The organism is Bacillus sanguinis, assembly GCF_018332475.1.
Lineage (GTDB): Bacteria > Bacillota > Bacilli > Bacillales > Bacillaceae_G > Bacillus_A > Bacillus_A sanguinis.
The window spans coordinates 1-20,381 of the sequence record NZ_BOQB01000171.1 but is presented as its reverse complement, the minus strand read 5'-3'; the positions used below and the strand labels follow the sequence as shown (position 1 = coordinate 20,381).

Here is a 20,381-nt window from a genome sequence, read left to right as displayed (position 1 = left end):
CTTTTCTCTATCTACAATCTTTGCCAGTGGAAATGAAATACATATATACTAGATACGGAATCTATGAAAGAGGTTGATATAATGAAAACATTTCTTTCCGCCCTACAATGGGCACTATTTATTTTAGCTGGGAGCCTTATTGTACCAATTAGCGTCGCAACTAGTTATGGTCTCGATGGTGCTGAAGCTATTGCATTCGTACAAAGAACATTATTTGTTCTTGGCTTTGCTGGCCTACTACAAGCTATATTCGGACATAAACTTCCTATTCAAGAAGGTCCTGCAGGGCTTTGGTGGGGCATTTTCTCCCTTTATGCAAGTTTAGGCGTCGTATTATTTGGATCCAGCAATGAAACGCTTAGAGTCCTTCAGTACGCATTCCTATTAAGTGGTATCATTTGTATTATTCTTAGCGTTTTTGGACTCATCGATAAACTAGTTCGCTATTTTACACCGACAGTCATTGGAACATATTTATTTCTTCTTGTCGCACAACTTAGCGGGTCCTTCTTAAAGGGAATGTTTGGCCTTGACGGACAACATACAGAAGTACAAGCTGACGTATTTATTCTTTCACTCATTGTTATTTTACTATCCTTTTTCATCATGAAGCTACCTATTATTGGACAATATTCCGTTCTTTTCAGTATCGTTTGCGGCTGGATATTATTCGCATGCTTCGGATTATCTAATCCAGTAACACCTGTGACAGATATAATCCGTTTTCCGTCTCTATTTGTTTTCGGAATGCCTCGTATTGAATGGAACATGGCCATTACGGTAGTTTTCGTTACACTATTACTTCTAACAAATATGTTAGCAAGTATTCGCGTTGTGCAAAGGATTGTCTCTAAGTATGAAGAGAATGCAGCACCAGATCGTTTCAAACAAGCCGGCATTATAACAGGAATCAATCAATTGCTAGGAGGTCTTTTTTCAGCTATTGGACCTGTTGCTATTTCTGGATCAGCAGGATTTATTGCAACGACTAATATTTATAAGCGACTCCCATTTATGTTAGGGTCAAGCTTTATTATTGTCGTTAGTATATTTCCAAAGATTACTTCATTCTTTGCAGCAATCCCTGTTGCAGTTGGTTATGCCGCTATTTATCCTGTATTCGCAAGCATGATTGGCCTCGCCTTTCGCGAATACGAAACAGTACAAGATAAAGAACGATTATTTAAAGTAGCTGGTCTTTCGATCTTTACAGGAGTCGGAGTTATGTTTGTTCCGGCAGGAGCATATTCCACACTTCCACCATTTCTAGCATCATTTTTAAGTAATGGTCTCGTTCTTGGATCTGTAATGGCAATCTTGCTAGAAATACTATTTTCTCGTTCCACAGCAAAACAAATATCTTAAATTGGAAAACTTCCATTATTGCACTCTACCTTTAGAGTTGTTACGATAAAATCAAACTTTAATCATTGGGGTTTTATTCATCCCCAATGATTATTAACCAATATTATGAGCAACAAACTCATAATAATTTATCTACTTCTTTTCAAAGAGGTTTGATGTCTTACTATTATTCCTCAACATCTTCATGAACATGTATTTTGATTTCAATTAAAGAAAGGAATTTTCTATATGACTTATAAAATGATTGTTTTAGATTTAGATGATACTTTATTACGTGATGACCATACTATTTCACCTCGTACGAAAGAAGCATTAATGACTGCACAAGAGCAAGGCGTAAAGGTTGTACTTGCTTCTGGACGTCCAACGTTTGGTATGCGCAATGTAGCGAAAGAACTTCGTTTAGAAGAATACGGCAGCTTCATTCTATCTTTTAATGGTGCAAAAATTATTAACTGTAAAACAAACGAAGAAATCTTTAGTAGTACGCTATCTCCTGAAATCGTTCACAACCTATTTGAAATTAGTAAAACTGAAGATGTATGGATTCATACTTATATGGGCGATGATATCGTAACGGAAGAAAATAATCCTTATACTGAAATTGAGGGCGATATTACTGGTATGCCAATTGTTGTAGTAGATGACTTTAAAGCCGCAGTTAAAGAGCCTGTAGTAAAAGTATTAATGAACAAAGAGGCTGAACGCCTTGTTGAAGTTGAAAAGAAACTACAAAAACAACTAGAAGGGCAATTAAGCGTGATGCGTTCGAAACCATTCTTCTTAGAATTTACAGAAGCCGGTGTTACAAAAGGAACGAGCTTAAACAAACTGATCCAAAAGCTTGGCATTAAGCGTGAAGAAGTTATCGCAATGGGCGATAGCTATAACGACCAAGCAATGATTGAATTTGCCGGTCTTGGCGTTGCAATGGGCAATGCACCTGATGATATTAAAGAAATTGCAAACTACGTAACAGATACAAATATGAACGATGGTGTTGCAAAAGTTGTAGAGAAATTCGTTTTAAAAACGGATGTACTTGTTTAATATTTTCATTCACAAAACCTATTTGAAGTCAAATACTTCAAATAGGTTTTTATTTAAATTCTCATGCTTTTGTGACTATATTTTGAACTTTGCACTATTCTCGTAGTGTAAACTTTCTTTTTGTATATAATGAAACAAAATAGACTATTTTATTTTGAAAAAGAATACAAATTTACTATATACAGGCATACGTTAAAGGAGGCTACTTTATGTTATCTACACCAATCGGAAGATTAAGAGCAATTGGACTAGTTGAGGGTATTTCTTTCCTATTACTATTATTTGTAGCAATGCCATTGAAATATTTCGCAGGATTTGCAACAGCTGTTAAAATTACAGGCATGGCTCATGGTGTTCTATTTATTCTATTCATCTTTGCAGTAATTCAAGTAACAATCGTACACCGTAAATCAATTTTATGGGCACTTGGAGCATTCGTTTCATCAGTTATCCCATTTGGTACTTTTGTGCTAGATGCAAAATTAAAGAACGAGCAACAATGATAATAAAAAGGTAGTTAACGACTGTTAACTACCTTTTCTATTTATAAATTTGGAATTTCCCAATCAATTTCTCTTTCGCCCATATTAGCTAAAATCGTATTTACTTTAGAATATGGCTTACTACCAAAGAAACCACGTCTTGCTGATAATGGGCTTGGATGTACAGATTCGATAATATGATGATTCGGATTCGTAATTAACTTCTTCTTCGCCTGTGCATGACGTCCCCACAATATGAAAATAACTGGTTTTTCACGTTCATTCAACAGCTCGATTACACGATCAGTGAAATGCTCCCAACCTTTTCCCTTATGAGAATTTGCTTCGCCTTGTCGAACTGTTAATACAGTATTTAGTAATAATACTCCTTGATCCGCCCATTTTACTAAATAACCGTTATTCGGAATGTCATACCCATATTCATCTCGCAGTTCTTTATACATATTTAACAATGATGGTGGTGTTTTAACACTAGGTTGTACAGAAAAGCTTAAACCATGCGCTTGATTCGGTCCATGATATGGATCTTGTCCTAAAATAACGACCTTTGTATTTTCATAACTTGTATATTCTAGAGCGTTAAAAATATCTTCTACTTTCGGATAAACAACATGTGTGCTGTACTCTTCTTTCAAAAAATCAGCTAAAGTAAGATAGTATTCTTTCTCAAATTCCGGTGCCAATAATGGCCCCCAATCATTTGTTAAAACATTTTTCATGCTTTCACTTCCCGTCCAATTAATTCACCATATCCTGCTTTGTAAATACTACAAACGAAATAATTAGGGACACAACGGCCCATACAGTTAAATTCATTAAAGAGAACCCCATCGATAAACCTTGTAATGCAGGTAATTTCCCTGATAGATAATCTGTTAATGATAAATTCACACTAAAAATATATTTCGCACCTTCCCAAGATGTTGCGAATGAGCTTAAAATACCGCCCGCAATTAATGCAGCTAGCATAACGCCCATACCGGCTGGTGTATTACGAATTAAAACAGAGACCATAAATGATATAGTTCCGACAACGATAGCAACAAACCAAGCTAGTCCATACGCCATTAAGATGTATTGCCACTGCGGAATAAGGTGCACAAAGTTCGTATTTAACGTCTCCTTATCAATGACGAATCCTGTTAAAACAGGTAAATTCCATCCCGAGTACCCAAATACAAGCCCTGATAGTATGTAAGCAAACAAACCTACAAGAAACAGTATGAGCGAAATGAAAAATAACATCGTCACGTATTTACTAAGGAGTATTTTCCAGCGCCGAATCGGCCGCGTAAGTAACATCTTCATCGTCCCATCACTTCGTTCTCCTGAAACGATATCAATGGCGACAATCATTACGAGAAGCGGAATAAATAACGTAATTCCTTGTTCAATAAATGCTCTGACAAAAGTCGGTGCGCCCGGTGCCATCGGGTTAATATCATGATCTAAATAATATTGTTGTTGCTCCACTCTTACCTTTAACCAATCACGCCATTCTTCTGGTAATCTAGAATTGTTCAAACGGTTTTGAGAATCAACAATTTGTTGTTGCAGCGAAACTTTCCAATCTGTTGTACCTAGCCTTTTTTGTGTCGTTTCTACTTCACGATACTGAGCATACACAAAAAGTGGGATCAAGATTGCTAAAATAAGCATGACAACAAAAATACGCTTTTTACGATAAATTTTCTCTGATTCATTTAAAACTAAATTCGCAAATTCACGCATGCTGCTCACCCCTTGTGAGTTCAATAAATAAATCTTCTAGCGTAAATACAAGCTCCTTAACGCTATGTACATCTATTTCATTTTCGACAAAGTGTTTATTCCAACTACTTATAGATGCAATATCCATGCGGCATAGTAATCGCTCACCTTTTACATTCACTTCTCTTATTTCCTCAGCAGCTTCTAACATATCTTTCGCCTTAGAAATCGGTGTAACAATCCATTCTACACGATCACTTGCCGTTTTAATTAATTCTTCAACCTTGGCAACTGTTATCATCTTTCCTTTATGAATAATAGCAACGCGATCGCATATCATTTGCACTTCACTTAGCAAGTGACTTGAAATAAACACGCTCATATTTTCTTCTTTTACAAGCTTATGTATAAATTCCCTAAGTTCTCTAATTCCAGCTGGGTCTAAACCATTTGTTGGCTCATCTAATATAAGCAATTTTGGATTTCCAAGAAGCGCTTGCGCAATGCCAAGGCGCTGTTTCATACCGAGTGAGTATGTTTTTACCTTATCGTGAATTCTTTCATCTAAATGAACCATTTGAGCAATTTCAATAATACGTTCATCTGATATACCACCTAACATACGGGCAAATTGTTTTAGATTTTCCCATCCCGTTAAATATGTATACAGTTCTGGGTTTTCAACGATACTCCCAATTTGACGCATCGCTTCTCTGAAATTTTCCTTAATAGAATAACCACCGATAGAAATCGTACCTTCTGTTTCTTTAATCAATCCAACTAACATTCGAATAGTAGTTGTTTTTCCAGCGCCATTTGGTCCTAAGAAGCCGAACACTTCTCCTTGTTTTACATCGAAGGAAATATTCTCTACAATTGTCTTCTTTCCAATTACCTTCTTCACGTCTCGTACGGAAAGTATCGTCGTCATTTTACCCCTCCTTGTTCTAGTTTTAATTTACTCGCAACATTTTGAACTAATCGATCCGCCATATATGTATACCCTACTTCATTCGGATGGAAATGATCGGAGTATAACAAATCTTTCCCGCGGTTTTGGAATAAATCAAATGTCGGTGTAATATACACATTCGTATTATTTAGCGCTAATTTTTCTAAAGATGCATTCCAATCTACAACAATGTTTGAAGACCCTTTTAAATCTTCTACATCTTCAAAAGGATTGTATAAACCAAGCCAAAAAATAGGACTATCTGTATTTAACTTACGAATTTCTTCTATAATTTTCTTCGCTTCATTTTGGAAAGTTTCTGTATCAGGACGATACGTTTCTAAATCTATCTTTCCAAGTGATTCCCACCCTGGAAATAAATCATTTCCTCCTATTGTTAAAACGATTACATCTGCTTGCTTAATTGAATATTGAGCGCCACTACTCTCCATTTGTTTTAATAAGTCCGGCATTTTTGCACCACTAACAGCTAAGTTAGTTAAAGCAACCTTTTGCTTATAATCTTTTTGTAAATCTTCTTTCATTCTTCCAATATAGCCAATTCCTTCTTTATCACCAACACCGCGTGTTAATGAATCACCTAAACTAACGATTTGTAACGTTCCCGTTTTCTTTTTCTCTTTTGCCACTACATCGTTCTTTTTAATTAAATTTGAAGCTTTCGGATTTAATACATCATTTACACCTGAAACAAAGCCATATGCAAATAAACAGAAAGATGCAATTGTAATGAGTAGAATTACTTTTACTACTTTTGATCTCATATCAAAACCCCTTTTAGCCCTCATAGATTGTCCATAATTATACCAAACGCAATTTTGAAAAGCGATTTTCACAACTCATCTATTATGTTGTTTCCCTATGTACGAATTCTGGCAATAACTCTACGTGCTTTACATCTATTTTCTCATCATTAATCTTTTCATATAATAATTCAAATGCCTTCACGCCAACATTTTTACTACAATACGAAATCGTCGTAATAGCTAAAATATCTGCCACATCTTGATCATCACAACCGATAATCGTAATATCTTCTGGAATACGAATTCCTTGTTTTTTTGCTTCTGTTACCATCCCCGCCGCAATATGGTTGCAAGATACAAGAAATGCAGTTGGTTTTACTGACATATGGGCCCATTCCCTAATTACATTACGCCCATCTTCCACCGTAAAACAGCCCTTAAACTTCCAGTCCTCTACCGGTTTTACAGCAATCTGTTGAAGTGAATCCTCATATGCTTGTTTTCTTCTCTGACTATTAATGCTATTACTTCTTCCAATGCAATACCCAATACTTGTATGGCCGGCATCTATTAAGCTCTTCATCCCGCGCGAAAAGACTTTATAGTAATCAATATGCACACTCGAAATGAAATTCGAGTCTATTTCTTCACACATAACAATTGGACCAAATTTCGTATATTCTTCAAGCTTTTCCTTACTATTCGCCCGGGAACATATAATAACCCCATCAAGCTTTTTCATTTTTAACATATTCAAAATTTCTAATTCTCTTTCCTCACTATAATTCGTCTGACAAAGCATCATATTATAATTGTTTTTTGCCGTTTCCTTTGATATCCCCTCGATAATAGCACTATAATATTGATCATTTACGTGCGGTAATAACACGCCAATGACATTCGTTTTTCCTTTCACTAAATGAATTGCATTCACATTTTGCGTATAATTTAACTCTTCTATAATTGCTAAAATTTCTTTTCGTTTCTGTTCATTCACATATGGATGATTATTCAGTACACGTGAAACAGTTGAAACAGATACCCCAGCAAGTTCAGCAATCTTTCTTATATTCGTCATCTCATTTTTCCCTTCCCTGTAAAAATTCTCCCTTGACCTGGTAAGCTTTCCACAATATATCCTTTCCTAGCAAATACATTTTGAAAGGATATACAACTATGCTTCGATTCAAATTAGAATATATATTTTTCATTGGCGGTCTACTCACTCTCGCCATCGGTATTAATATGATGACGACAATTACTTCCTTTGGACTTAGCCCTTATGATTCCTTCTTTATTGCACTATATCAAAATTTCGGGATAAGTATCGGTTTTTGGATTTTCATGATTAACTTTGCTTTTACCCTTATCGTTCTCCTTTGGAATAAAAAGCAAATTACGATTGGTACAATTGTAACGATGGTTCTTATTTCTCTTTTTGTTGATTGGATCGGTTCCATTACAACTATTATGGACGCTATCCGCTCTCTTCCAAAATATATAACACTTATTTGTGGAAATCTATTCGTTGGAGCTGGAATTGGCCTTTACGTCTCTACAAACCTTTGCGCAGCACCTCAAGAAGCTTTTGTTTTAACGGTTGCCGAAAAAAAGAAATGGACATTTAGAAGAACAGAAATTTCATTAGCTTTTTTATTTTTAACATTAAGCTTTTTATTAGACGGGCCCATTTATTTCGGTACAATCATCTTGTCCTTTACAACAGGATGGATTATTCAAGCGTTTATTCAAGTTGGTACGCAAATTTTAAATAGAAAAAAACCTATTAAGCAGGCCGCTTAATAGGTTTTTTATTAGGGGAGGTACTATTTTGCATCCCCTTCAATTCGATAGTTTGCCTTTAAACAATCTATTTCTTCATACGATTGTAATGTATGTAGAATATAATCATAATCAGCAAGAGACGCACGATGCGTTACAATTACAATTTCAGCCTTCCCTTTCTCTTCAAGCGGCATTTGAATGATTTTTTCAAAACTAACACCACGCTCAGAGAATAAGGAAGTAATTTTTGCAAATACACCAATTTCATCTTTTACATGAAGTCGTAAAAATTTCTTCACAACAATTTCATCCTGCTCTTTTAATACCTTTTGATATTGAGGAACTACAGCACTATTTCCTGTTACCCCTAATCGAATATTTTGCATTACAGCTACTAAATCGGAAACAACAGCTGTTGCTGTTGGTAAGCTTCCTGCACCTGGTCCATAAAACATCGTTTCTCCGACCGCTTCACCATACACATATACAGCGTTATATTCGTTTTGTACAGCCGCAAGAGGGTGTGTATTTGGAAGTAGTGTCGGTTCAACTGTAACCTCTAACTTCTCACCGTCTCGCTTCGCAAGACCAATTAATTTAATTGTGTAGCCTAAACTCTTACTGTATTCAATATCTTCCTCTGTAATAGAAGTAATCCCTTTTACCTTCACATCTCCAAGCTCTACATTTGTAGAGAAACCAAGGGTAGCCAAAATCGTCATTTTTCTTGCTGCATCTAAACCTTCCACATCTGATGTTGGATCTGCTTCTGCAAATCCAAGTTGTTGGGCTTCTTTTAACACGTCGTTATATGCTCTCCCTTCATCTGACATTTTCGTCAAAATAAAATTTGTCGTTCCATTTACAATTCCCATTACTTTCGTAATAAGATCTGAAGAAAGTCCTTCTACGATACTTCGTAAAATCGGGATCCCTCCGGCTACACTTGCTTCATAAAACAGATCGGCTTTATTATCTTTTGCTACCGCTAACAGTTCCGCCCCATGTAACGCCATTAAATCTTTATTAGCAGTAACAACATGCTTCCCGCTTTGTAAAGCTTGCAAAATATATGCTTTCGCATCATCAATGCCACCCATTACTTCGATGACAACGTCAATATTCGGATTATCTAAAATTTCATTTGCATCTTGTGTTAATAGAGTAGAAGGTACCTCTACCTCTCTCTCTTTTTCAATATTTTGTACTAATACTTTCGTTACTTTTACAGGACAACCTACTTGGTGTATAAGCCGCTCTTGATGATCTGTAATAATACGAACTACACCGCTACCAACTGTCCCAAGACCTAATAAACCAACTTGAATTTCTTTCATAATACTGTCCACCCCTCAAAAATTGTGTTTAGATGAAATTATATGAGTAAAAAATCTGAAAAACAATGTTTTTTGAACATTCGGAAAAATATAAGTTAATCATTACAAAGAAAACGTTGCCACGTGTTACACAATCGTTTTTTTATAATACATAAGGGGTTTCTTGATACACGTAATAATTCAGCCAATTAGAGAATAATAGATTCCCATGGCTTCTCCACCTCACAAGCGGTTTCTCATTTGGATTATTATGCTTAAAATAATTTTTCGGCACATCAATATTTAACCCTTTGTCGCGGTCTCGTTCGTATTCTTCTTTTAACGTATCACAACTATATTCACTATGCCCGAGCGCAAACACTTGCCTTCCTTCTTGCCCAATAACAAGGTGAACACCCGCTTCCTCAGAGTTTGCTAATAATGTTAATTCTGTCACCTCTTTAATATCACTCTCTCGTACTTCTGTATGACGAGAATGCGGGGCGAAAAACAATTCATCAAATCCTTGTAACAATTTCACATGTTGCTCACGGACTTCATGTTCAAATACACCGAACATTTTTTCCTTAAGAGGATACTTTGGGACACCATAATGATGATACAGACCAGCCTGCGCCCCCCAACAAATATGAAGCGTAGATGTTACATTCTTTTTTGAATACTCCATAATACGTTTAAGCTCTTCCCAATAATCTACCTCTTCAAAAGAAAGAGTTTCAACTGGTGCTCCTGTAATAATTAGCCCATCAAATTTCTCATTCTCAATATCACGGAATGTTTTATAAAAACTCGTTAAATGTTCCTGTGCTACATTACGGGACAAATGTGATTCCATATGAAGTAAATGAACATCTAGTTGCAACGGTGTGTTGCCAATTAAACGAAGTAATTGTGCTTCTGTGTCTTGCTTTGTAGGCATTAAATTTAATATAGCAATTTTCAATGCCCGGATATCTTGTGTTTCTGCTCGCTCCTTCGTCATTACAAAAATATTTTCCTCCTGCAACACTTTGCGAGCTGGTAAATCTTTATCAATTATGATCGGCATGTTCTTTGCCTCCGACTAGCGCTGCTTCTAAATCTGCAATAATATCAGAAACATCTTCTATACCAACCGACAAACGAATTAAATCTGATGTAACACCAGCTAAACGCTGATCTTCAGCACTTAGTTGTCTATGCGTTGTGCTAGCAGGATGTATAACGCAAGTTCGTGCATCCGCTACATGCGTTACGAGAGTTGCTAGTTTTACATTTGCGATAAATTCTTTCGCAGATTCTAATCCGCCCTTAATACCGAATGTTAAAACACCACTAGCACCTTTTTTTAAATACGTTTGTGCTAACGAGTAATTTTCATTACTATCTAGCCCCGGATAATTCACCCATTCAATACGTTCATGGTTAGCAAGCCACTTAGCAACTGCGAGAGCATTTTCACTATGACGCTCCATTCTCAAATGCAGGGTTTCTAAGCCGATATTACTAATATACGCATTGAATGGGCTCATACAGTTTCCGTAGTCTCTTAATAATTGAACACGCGCCTTCACAATATAAGCTGCTGCACCAAAATTTTGAACGTAACTTACGCCATGATAACTTGGATCTGGTTCAACAATTTCAGGATATTTCCCATTTGTCCAATCGAAGTTCCCTCCGTCAATGACAATGCCGCCCAAAGAGCTTGCATGACCATCAATATATTTCGTCGTAGAATGAACGATAATATTTGCTCCATGTTCAAATGCTTGGCATAAATAAGGAGTTGCCAATGTATTATCCACGATAAAAGGTACTTCTAGCTCTTTCGCTGCATCTGAAAACTCTTTGAAATTTAAAACGTTCATCGCCGGATTTCCTAGTGATTCTGCATAAACGAGTTTCGTCTTATCATTAGCAAGGGCCACAATTTCATCAGCAGTTAAATTCGGATTAAAGAACGTAACATCAATGCCAAGCTTACGCAAACTCACTCCAAATAAATTAAACGTCCCGCCATAAACTGTGGAAGAACAAAGCAAGTGGTCTCCACTACTACAAATATTTAAAACGGCAAGCATAATAGCAGCCTGCCCAGAAGCCGTTGCAACAGCTCCTACACCACCCTCTAAATCCGCTAGCTTTTGCTCAAATGCAGCTAAAGTAGGATTTCCAATACGCGTATATATATATCCTTCTGCCTCTAAATTAAATAGCGCTGCTAAATCATCTGAAGTATCGTATTTATACGTTGTACTTTGATAAAGTGGCAAAACACGCGGTTCACCATTCTTTGGTGTATAACCACCTTGCACACAAATTGTTCCTTGTCCCCATGATTCTCCCATCTCTCATTCTCCTTTCTTTTATACAAAATAAAAAACTGCTCCTTTCCTGAAAACAAGAAAGGAGCAGTTTGAAAACACGCTCTAAAGGCTCTTTCTTATCTTTCAGGATTTATTACCTGCAGGATTTGGCACAATTCCGTTATACGGCTGTTGCCAAGGTTTCATCGGGCCTGTCCCTCCACCTTTTCTTGATAAGACTATGCAATTACCGTTGATTTTATAGCAATAATTTCCTAATGTCAATTAGTTTTTCTGAATGTTCTAAATTAACTACGAAGGATTTGACATGCATAACAAAAGAAATATATTCCATATTCATTTGAAAAAGACCTTTTAAAACCTACGATTACTATATAGAATTAAGTAAGTAGTTTAACTGTATACATTTCAAATTCTCACGAGACCTCAATAGATTGAATAAGCCAACCTCTCAAAAAGATACTATACATATTCATTTCATTTCATTTCATTTCACAGTAACATATTTCATCCTTTCGACATTAAAACTTACATAACGGAGGTATAACATGACAAACACAAAGGACATGCACTATATGCTCGTCCTATACGGCATTCTTTTAGGCTCTATAGTAGGAGCAACAGTATGGCTGTTTTTAGTTACAATAAATATCGGCATTCACTTTATTTGGGGATACTTACCTACTATTTTCTCTTCTCCCCCGTATTACACTATATGTGTAACAACTATCGGTGGTATTCTCGTTGGTTTAACTCAAAAATACTTCGGCACATATCCACGTCTTATGCCGGAAGTGATGGGTGAATATAAAAAAACAGGTAGAATTGAATACCGTTTTGTACATAAAGCTACTTTAACTGCAATTATCGTTTTAATATTTGGTGCTAGCTTAGGTCCCGAAGCAGCACTTGTTGGAATTATCGGTGGACTTTGTACATGGGTAGGGGATCGCTTTACATTCGCCTTAAAAGGAATGAATGAACTGACAGAGGTTGGAATTGGTGCTACTTTAAGTGTAATTTTTAACGCACCATTATTCGGTTATTTAGCTCCAAATGAAAATGAGGGTGAGCAAATTAACGAATTTTCTAAAGGAAAAAAAGCAATTGTATATTTAGCTACCACTTTCGCTGGTTTTTCCGTTTATTTATTACTTAGTAAATTCGATAATCGCGGATCCTTTATCGTTGATTTTGGGGAAGGTTCCCTTTCTCTTAATGAATGGATTGCCTTTCTACCACTTGCTAGTATTGGTGCCATAGTTGGCTTCTTTTATTTCAAATTAGAATTCACATTAGCGAAATTAATCCATCCCTTAAAAGAATATAAACTATCACTTGGAATTATCGGTGGTATTTTATTAGGAATTACAGGAACTTTTCTCCCGTACACGTTATTCTCAGGAGAACACCAATTAAAAGATTTAGTCGTTGAATGGAGCCATTTATCCTTCTGGGTACTACTTCTTTCAGGTGTTTTAAAATTATGTATTACTGCCGTTTGTTTAAATACAGGTTGGCGCGGCGGACATATTTTTCCAATTATATTTGCTGGATCTAGTATCGGATATGCTATAGCTTCAATTATCCCGATAGATCCAATTGCTTCGGTAGCCATCGTCACGACTGCAATTTCAAGCTATGCATTAAGAAAACCAATTGCTATTACATTACTATTACTCATGTTTTTCCCGCTCAATTTACTATTACCGATGCTTGGAGCAGCCGCGATTGGTAATGCATTTCCACTTCCTAAAAACAACGAAGCTACAAACGAATAAAAAATAGGCAGTAGGGACAAAAGTTCCACTGCCTATTTTTATTACACACGTTGCTTCAATAGTGCGTATAACTCTTCAAAATTTTGCACTTCATATGTTGGCACAATCTCACTATCATTTGATTTCTTTTCTGGATTAAACCAACAAGTATCAAGTCCCGCTACATATCCACCTTTCATATCAGCGCTTAACGAATCCCCAATAATGAGCCCTTCTTCAGGGGAAAAATTAGGAATTCATTCAAAAACATAATCAAAATACTCTTTCATCGGCTTTTGAAATCCCGTATCTTCGGAAACGAAAATATCTTTAAACAAGGCATGTAAGCCTGCATTACGTAAACGTTTATCTTGCGTCTTAGAAATACCATTTGTCACTATATATAAATCATACTCACTTTGAATTTGATTTATATATTCAAACGCACCTTGGATAAGTTGGTCTCCTTCTTCTAAGTAGCTACGATAATTATTCTCGAATAATATCCCATCTACCTCTTCCCCGTATTCTTTAAACAAAATCGAAAACCGTGTACTTACAACTTCATCACGGTTTATTTCACCTTCTTCAAAAGCATCCCAAAGGCTTTTATTAATTTTTTTATACCGCCCTTCAACCTCGCTAGTTAGAGGGATCCCTTTCTCTTCAAAAAGCATACGTAACGCCATTTTCTCCGCTTTCTGAAAATCTAACAATGTATCATCTACATCAAATAGCAATGTTTTATATTTTTTCATAAGCCCTTCACACTCTCTTTTCTACAAAAACAAGTTTACATAAATCGTATCATTCCTTCTTGTAAAAATAATAGGAGATATCTCATACTAAACATGAGGTGAAAATATGAAAGTTAGCAATAATAGCGAAGAAATCTCTCATTACATGCAAATTTACAACTTCCATACTCTTTTTTCTTTTGATGTCTTACCGTATGTTGAACTACATTCCTTTCAAAAGAAAGAAAGGATATGTAATGAAGGCGTTGATGTTCCTTATCTTTATTACTTAATTTCCGGGAAAGCGAAAATATATATGAGTCACAAAAACGGGAAGGTCTCCTTAATTAACTTTATTCAAGCACCTTCGTTCATTGGGGAATTAGGGTTAATTGGCGTAGAATCCGTTACGAAAACGGTGGAAGTGATTGAAGATTGTATATGCTTAGCGCTTCCTCTTAAAGATTGTCAGCATCTTTTATTGCAAGATGCTATCTTCCTACAGAAACTATGCAAATTTATCGGTGAAAAAACAATTACCCGAACAGAAAGTTACGCCAAAAACAATAGCTATCCGTTCGAAAATCGATTAGCAGCGTTTATTCTACTAACGGAACAAAATAACAGTTATATAGAAAAACATACCGAGGCTTCAGAATACTTAAATGTCAGCTACCGTCATCTTTTATATGTATTAAACCAGTTTTGCCAACAAAATTACTTAAAAAAAGAAGGAAGAACCTATTACATACAAGATCGAATCCAATTGGAAAAACTGGCTGACGAACTTAAAATATAAAAAAGCAGCATTAACGTTTATATGTTAATGCTGCTTTTTTCGAATGACGATTCTATTTTCAATTAAAATTTGCTTGCTACTTTAGCTGCTTCTTCAAGACCCGCTGTAATGATCTCTTCTGCTTTATCTGGGAATTGATTATGTCCTTCAATAACTACTGTTTCCATATTTGTTGCACCGAAGAAGCCCATCATGCTTGCTACATATTTAACAGCCATTTCTACTTCAGCTGCTGGACCTTCAGAATATACACCGCCGCGTGCGTTTAATAATGCAATCTTCTTATCTCCAATTAGACCAACTGGACCTTCTGGCGTATATTTAAACGTTTTACCAGCACGGTTTAAATAATCAATATATGTGTGTAACACCGCTGGAATCGTTAAGTTCCATAATGGGAAACCGAAAACGACTTTATCAGCTTCTAAAAATTGATTTAAATACTTATCAGCAACTGCTACTGCTTTTGCTTCTTCTTCTGTTAAATCAAATCCTTTACCTGCTTTGAATGTACCATTAATCATGTCTACGCCTACGTATGGTAATTCTTCTTTATATAAATCAAGTTCTACTACTGTATCATTTGGATGCGCTTCTTTGTAACTTGCTAAAAACGCTTCATATAATTTCACACTAACTGCTTGTTCCGCTGGACGGTTGTTTGCTTTTACGAATAAAACTTTTGTCATTATGTTTTCCTCCTAGTACTAGCTCTTCTGTTGTTATATGCTTTCAAAAAAGGTATCCCTTGTAATTGTTGTTTGTTGCTTACAAAACATATTTTATCTTTATATCGAGACAATTTCGTCCTCACATAGACGTATTTTTCCATAAAAAAAGTCCACCTTCTAAAGGCGAACTAGGTCTTACGACTTTTGTCTTATACAATTCCGTTTTTCACTGCATATAATGCCGCTTGCGTGCGATCAGATAAATGCAACTTACTCAAAATACTACTTACATGAGCTTTTACCGTTTTTTCTGTAATAACTAAAACAGAAGCGATTTCTTTATTACTCATCCCTTTCGCTAATAGCTGCAATACTTCATTTTCTCTCGCTGTTAGCACATCCACTTGAATAGAAGGTTCTTCTTCCTTTTCTTCTATAGGTAATGTTTGAGAGAGAAGAGCATTTGCTATATCTGGATGTAATTGAATATTACCTTTATATGCGCTTCGAATAGCCTCAACAAGCTGATCCGGTTCTACATCTTTTAAAATATACCCGCTTGCTCCAGCCCTTAATGCCGGTAACACATGCGCCTGATCAGAAAAGCTAGTTAATACAATTACTTTCACATCCGGATATTCTTTTTTAATACACGCTGTCGCTTCAACACCGTCCATTTCGGGCATATATAAATCCATTAGTACAACATCAGGATTTGTCTCTCCTACTTTCACTAGTGCCTCTTTCCCATTACTTGCTTCTCCAACTAACGCTATATCTTCCTGTGTACTTAAGAAAAACGCTAATCCTTTTAGAACGACTGTATGATCATCAACTAATAATACTTTTATTTTCACAAACTTCCCTCATTTTCACATCATAATGGTACGTTTACTTTTACACTTGTTCTTTTTTTATCACTTACAATTTTAATTGTTCCACCGACTAATCCTACTCTTTCCCGCATCGTAGTCATGCCAAGTGATTTCTTCTCTTTTATATTCTTTTCTACAAAGCCGTTTCCTTGATCGACTATTTCTAATGATACATTCTTCTCAGTAACTTTGAAATAAATCGTCGCTTCTCTAGCATTCGCATGCTTACTTACGTTATTTAAAGCTTCTTGTCCAATTCTCCATAACGCTTCCTCTACTACGCGCGGCAAATCACGGACACCAGTAACTTGTTCCCGAATTTTTAACCCCAAACTTTCACCATATTGCTTTAAAGCTGGTAATAATCCTTTCTCTAAACCTGCTGGACGTAGTTGCCAAATTAACGTCCTCATTTCTTTTAAAGCTCCTTGCGCTAGTTCACGCATCTCATGCAAAGATCGGTCCACCTTTTCGTTTTTACCTTTTAAGACTGCCTCAGCGCCTTTTGTCATAAAGGTTAACGAAAATAGCTTTTGTGAGACGGAATCATGTAAGTCCCTTGCTAACCGATTTCTTTCTTCCATTCGTACAAGTTCGCGTCGTTGCTCATTTAACCTTAAATTTTCTATCACGAAGGAAATATGATTTGTTATTGCTTGAATTACATCTATCGTATTCACATCAAATTCACCATTATTTGAACTAACACATAAAACACCAAATATGTGAGTTTGAATCTGTATTGGTGTGGCAATAACCGTCCTATTAGAGGCTACCTTATGACTGATTTGATGGTTTAATAAAATAGGTTCACCTTTTTCTAATGCTTCTTTCGCTGCTTCTTTTATATCCTCGTATAGATCCTCTTCGTAATAAGATGCCTGCAAGGATAATTCTTTCTCTTCCCTAATAAAAAACGCCACTTGATTCCACTGAAACACTTCACCTAATTGATTTACAACTTTTTCAGGCAATATATTAAATTGATGAATCGTTCTTAAAACTTGAATGAAACGTTCTAATTTCACATAATAATGCGCTCTTCGCTTTTCATTTTCATATAACTTTGCTCGTTTTAAAGCCGTTCCAATTTGGAAAGCAACTGATTGAAGTAATACTAATTCTTCTTCTGAAAAATGTGTTTTACCTGGGCTTGCCACATTTAACAAACCAAATTTTTCTCCTCCAGCCTTTAAAGGAACGGTAGCATGATGAAGAATCCCTTCTGTATCTCCCCAATTATATTCAATTGCATTATTAATTCTTTTACATTCAATAATATTAACAGCTCTCTCTAATTTTCCATCCACAAAGCCACGTAAACACCAACATTCCCCTTCACACATCGGGCGTTTGTTTTCATATGTAAGTGCCTCTGGTAATTGATAATCAATTAATTTTGTATATCTACCATTTTCATTCGCAAGAAATATCCATCCTGTCGTTAAACCTGTTACACTAAGTAATTTTTCTAGCACTGCTTGCAATACATGGTATGTATCATTTGATGTATTTAGTGTTTCTGCAATTTCTTTTAATATAACTAATTCATTTGTACGATTCTCTTGAAACATAATTCGTCTCCTACATACAAGATTTTACATAGTTCCTAACATAAATCATCTACTTTTCACTTTGTACTTATTCATAACATTGATATAATGGTGAAAACATAGTTTTCATTATATCACCTGAGGGGGCTTTTCATAATGACATTAAATAAAGCACTTACTATCGCTGGTTCTGACACAAGTGGCGGTGCTGGTATACAAGCAGATTTAAAAACATTCCAAGAACTTGGTGTATACGGAATGACATCACTTACGACAATCGTAACGATGGATCCACATAACGGCTGGGCACATAACGTATTCCCAATCCCAGCTTCTACATTAAAACCACAATTAGAAACGACAATTGAGGGCGTTGGCGTAGATGCTTTAAAAACAGGTATGCTTGGATCGGTAGAAATTATTGAAATGGTTGCAGAAACAATCGAAAAACATAATTTCAAAAATGTAGTAGTTGACCCTGTTATGGTATGTAAAGGTGCTGATGAAGCATTACATCCTGAAACGAATGATTGCTTACGTGACGTTCTTGTTCCAAAGGCATTAGTTGTAACACCAAACTTATTTGAAGCTTACCAATTAAGTGGCGTAAAGATTAATTCTCTTGAGGACATGAAAGAAGCAGCAAAAAAGATCCACGCTTTAGGTGCGAAATACGTCCTAATTAAAGGCGGTAGCAAGCTTGGTACGGAAACTGCAATCGACGTCCTATATGATGGAGAGACATTCGACCTTCTAGAATCAGAAAAAATTGATACGACAAATACACACGGCGCAGGTTGCACATATTCTGCTGCAATTACAGCAGAACTTGCAAAAGGAAAATCTGTGAAAGAAGCAGTAAAAACTGCTAAAGAATTTATCACAGCTGCTATCCGTTATTCATTCAAGATCAACGAATACGTAGGCCCAACACATCATGGTGCATATCGTAAATTCGTTGTATCAAAAGAACTTGTCTAACTAAACGAAAACACCCACAGAGTTCATATATTTCTTCTCTGTGGGTGTTTTTTATAAATTCTTCTGGTCATCTTACCTTTAAGATGCAGAACTGACCTGATTTCTACCATTTCTTTTGGAGTAATATAATGCATCATCAGCAGCTTGAATAAATTGCCCTGGTGATTGTTCATATACTGAAATTCCTACTGAAACTGTAATTTTTATTTTTGTTCCATCTAACAATTGGAATGAATGTTTTTCAACAGCTGCGCGAACTTGCTCCCCCATACGCATTCCGTAAGCTAATCCCTTCTGCGGTATCAGAAGAGCGAACTCCTCTCCACCCTTTCGAAAAGCCAAATCTGGAAACGTTGAAACTTCTCTTAAAATACGCCCTATTTGTTTTAATACTTCATCTCCTGCAGGATGCCCGTACGTATCGTTTACAGACTTAAAATGATCAATATCTATAAGTAGTAAACAAAGTGAATTATTTTTCATGCGCTTATTACCAATATGATGATTCATTTCTAAATCAAACTGCCTTACGTTTCCTAAGCCTGTCAATGCATCTATCGTTGCATATTGCTTCATCTTTTGAAATAACTCATTGGATTGCAATACATAATTCGTGCTTATAAATGTGATATATGCTGCAACACTACTACAAATTAAATATAATGCTACTATAGACATATCCTTAAATAGCATAGAAAGTGGCACCGCTAAAATAAATAAACTATATACATTAAACCAGATCCATCTTGTAAACATAGAAACTTTCATCCGCCAAATGAAAGTAACTCCAATACCTATCAATACAATAGTATAACAAGCTAATTCAGAGGCTAAAGAATACTCGGTTAAAAATAATCGGGTAATTAAAATAATCGTAACTGTTATACTACTAGCTATCGGACCTCCGATTATAATTGCCAAAATAACCGCTAAATAACGTAGATCTAACATAATATTTTCAATATGTACACCAAAATACATCAACAGTACACTTAATATTCCAGTAAGAATACCTACTACACATTTCTGCCAAAAAGAGAACCCTTCTTTTAATGGTTTATCTCTTAAAAGCTGACCTCCAACAAAAATAAAGGAAAGAATAATTGTTGTGTTTACAAATAAGTCCCTTAACATAAAATAATCTCCCTACTTTTCTATCTATCCCTTTCCTTATTTTATTGTATACGAGATACCTATAATTCCCAAAGCTTTTTATTTATTTTTTGC

Annotated in this window: 19 protein-coding genes, 1 pseudogene and 1 riboswitch; of the genes and pseudogenes, 7 read left to right on the top strand and 13 right to left on the bottom strand. The window is 35.8% G+C overall.

From position 1 onward, the window contains the following. Positions 1 to 81: 81 nt before the first annotated feature. From KI369_RS18335 to KI369_RS18325, 3 genes are all read left to right on the top strand, one after another. Complete coding sequence (locus KI369_RS18335; RefSeq protein WP_212956882.1) at positions 82 to 1,365, top strand: purine/pyrimidine permease; 1,284 nt, start codon at positions 82 to 84, stop codon at positions 1,363 to 1,365. A gap of 228 nt (positions 1,366 to 1,593) precedes the next feature. Continuing rightward, positions 1,594 to 2,415, top strand: coding sequence for a Cof-type HAD-IIB family hydrolase (locus KI369_RS18330; protein ID WP_000221382.1), 822 nt, complete (start codon positions 1,594 to 1,596; stop codon positions 2,413 to 2,415). Positions 2,416 to 2,624: 209 nt separating this feature from the next. Continuing rightward, positions 2,625 to 2,918 carry a DUF3817 domain-containing protein gene (locus tag KI369_RS18325; protein WP_000953396.1) on the top strand — a complete coding sequence of 98 codons (294 nt, stop codon included), beginning with the start codon at positions 2,625 to 2,627 and terminating at the stop codon, positions 2,916 to 2,918. Positions 2,919 to 2,959: 41 nt separating this feature from the next. Here KI369_RS18325 and KI369_RS18320 read toward each other — a convergent pair whose 3' ends face one another. The 5 genes from KI369_RS18320 to KI369_RS18300 are packed head-to-tail and all read right to left on the bottom strand — an operon-like array spanning position 2,960 to position 7,425. After that, entirely contained in the window at positions 2,960 to 3,637 is a 678-nt protein-coding gene (locus KI369_RS18320) for a uracil-DNA glycosylase (protein ID WP_212956881.1), read from the bottom strand. Between the two features lie 19 nt (positions 3,638 to 3,656). Next, a complete protein-coding gene (locus KI369_RS18315; protein ID WP_212956880.1) occupies positions 3,657 to 4,649 on the bottom strand; it encodes a DUF2705 family protein in 993 nt (330 codons plus the stop codon). Further along, positions 4,642 to 5,559, bottom strand: a complete 918-nt coding sequence (locus KI369_RS18310; protein WP_212956879.1) for an ABC transporter ATP-binding protein — start codon at positions 5,557 to 5,559, stop codon at positions 4,642 to 4,644. Before KI369_RS18310 ends, KI369_RS18315 begins: the two co-directional genes overlap by 8 nt. Beyond that, on the bottom strand, positions 5,556 to 6,437 hold the full coding sequence (locus KI369_RS18305; RefSeq protein ID WP_212956878.1) for an SGNH/GDSL hydrolase family protein: 882 nt from the start codon (positions 6,435 to 6,437) through the stop codon (positions 5,556 to 5,558). The genes KI369_RS18310 and KI369_RS18305 overlap by 4 nt, the downstream gene beginning before the upstream one ends. A gap of 10 nt (positions 6,438 to 6,447) precedes the next feature. Further along, positions 6,448 to 7,425 carry a LacI family DNA-binding transcriptional regulator gene (locus tag KI369_RS18300; protein ID WP_212956877.1) on the bottom strand — a complete coding sequence of 326 codons (978 nt, stop codon included), beginning with the start codon at positions 7,423 to 7,425 and terminating at the stop codon, positions 6,448 to 6,450. Positions 7,426 to 7,523: 98 nt separating this feature from the next. Between KI369_RS18300 and KI369_RS18295 the strand changes: the two genes are divergently transcribed. Further along, the gene (locus tag KI369_RS18295; protein ID WP_212956876.1) at positions 7,524 to 8,150 is read left to right on the top strand and encodes a YczE/YyaS/YitT family protein; all 627 of its coding nucleotides are present in this window, start codon (positions 7,524 to 7,526) and stop codon (positions 8,148 to 8,150) included. 23 nt (positions 8,151 to 8,173) lie between these two features. Here KI369_RS18295 and KI369_RS18290 read toward each other — a convergent pair whose 3' ends face one another. The 3 genes from KI369_RS18290 to KI369_RS18280 form a co-directional block, all read right to left on the bottom strand. After that, positions 8,174 to 9,469, bottom strand: a complete 1,296-nt coding sequence (locus KI369_RS18290) for a homoserine dehydrogenase (protein ID WP_212956875.1) — start codon at positions 9,467 to 9,469, stop codon at positions 8,174 to 8,176. A 142-nt stretch (positions 9,470 to 9,611) separates the two neighbouring features. Then, positions 9,612 to 10,517, bottom strand: a complete 906-nt coding sequence (gene metA, locus KI369_RS18285) for a homoserine O-acetyltransferase MetA (RefSeq protein WP_212956874.1) — start codon at positions 10,515 to 10,517, stop codon at positions 9,612 to 9,614. Further along, complete coding sequence (locus KI369_RS18280) at positions 10,501 to 11,799, bottom strand: bifunctional O-acetylhomoserine aminocarboxypropyltransferase/cysteine synthase (RefSeq protein WP_212956873.1); 1,299 nt, start codon at positions 11,797 to 11,799, stop codon at positions 10,501 to 10,503. The genes metA and KI369_RS18280 overlap by 17 nt, the downstream gene beginning before the upstream one ends. A 92-nt stretch (positions 11,800 to 11,891) precedes the next feature. Further along, positions 11,892 to 11,997, bottom strand: a riboswitch (SAM riboswitch). 329 nt (positions 11,998 to 12,326) lie between these two features. On the opposite strand from KI369_RS18280, the gene KI369_RS18275 reads away from it, so the two are divergent. Next, a complete protein-coding gene (locus KI369_RS18275; RefSeq protein WP_212956872.1) occupies positions 12,327 to 13,559 on the top strand; it encodes a chloride channel protein in 1,233 nt (410 codons plus the stop codon). A gap of 41 nt (positions 13,560 to 13,600) precedes the next feature. Here KI369_RS18275 and KI369_RS18270 read toward each other — a convergent pair. Further along, positions 13,601 to 14,296, bottom strand: a pseudogene (locus tag KI369_RS18270) (YjjG family noncanonical pyrimidine nucleotidase). Positions 14,297 to 14,402: 106 nt separating this feature from the next. On the opposite strand from KI369_RS18270, the gene KI369_RS18265 reads away from it, so the two are divergent. Then, the gene (locus KI369_RS18265; protein WP_212956871.1) at positions 14,403 to 15,074 is read left to right on the top strand and encodes a transcriptional regulator YeiL; all 672 of its coding nucleotides are present in this window, start codon (positions 14,403 to 14,405) and stop codon (positions 15,072 to 15,074) included. Positions 15,075 to 15,136: 62 nt separating this feature from the next. Here KI369_RS18265 and KI369_RS18260 read toward each other — a convergent pair whose 3' ends face one another. From KI369_RS18260 to KI369_RS18250, 3 genes are all read right to left on the bottom strand, one after another. Then, positions 15,137 to 15,763 (bottom strand): FMN-dependent NADH-azoreductase, encoded by a 627-nt coding sequence (locus KI369_RS18260; RefSeq protein WP_000170050.1) that lies wholly within the window; start codon positions 15,761 to 15,763, stop codon positions 15,137 to 15,139. Positions 15,764 to 15,954: 191 nt separating this feature from the next. Next, entirely contained in the window at positions 15,955 to 16,602 is a 648-nt protein-coding gene (locus KI369_RS18255; protein WP_212956870.1) for a response regulator, read from the bottom strand. 20 nt (positions 16,603 to 16,622) lie between these two features. Continuing rightward, positions 16,623 to 18,194 carry a GAF domain-containing sensor histidine kinase gene (locus tag KI369_RS18250; RefSeq protein ID WP_212956869.1) on the bottom strand — a complete coding sequence of 524 codons (1,572 nt, stop codon included), beginning with the start codon at positions 18,192 to 18,194 and terminating at the stop codon, positions 16,623 to 16,625. 135 nt (positions 18,195 to 18,329) lie between these two features. On the opposite strand from KI369_RS18250, the gene pdxK reads away from it, so the two are divergent. Then, positions 18,330 to 19,154, top strand: a complete 825-nt coding sequence (pdxK, locus tag KI369_RS18245; protein WP_000174258.1) for a pyridoxine/pyridoxal/pyridoxamine kinase — start codon at positions 18,330 to 18,332, stop codon at positions 19,152 to 19,154. A 78-nt stretch (positions 19,155 to 19,232) separates the two neighbouring features. On the opposite strand, the gene KI369_RS18240 is transcribed toward pdxK, so the two are convergent. Beyond that, the gene (locus KI369_RS18240; RefSeq protein WP_212956868.1) at positions 19,233 to 20,288 is read right to left on the bottom strand and encodes a GGDEF domain-containing protein; all 1,056 of its coding nucleotides are present in this window, start codon (positions 20,286 to 20,288) and stop codon (positions 19,233 to 19,235) included. Positions 20,289 to 20,381: the final 93 nt, after the last annotated feature.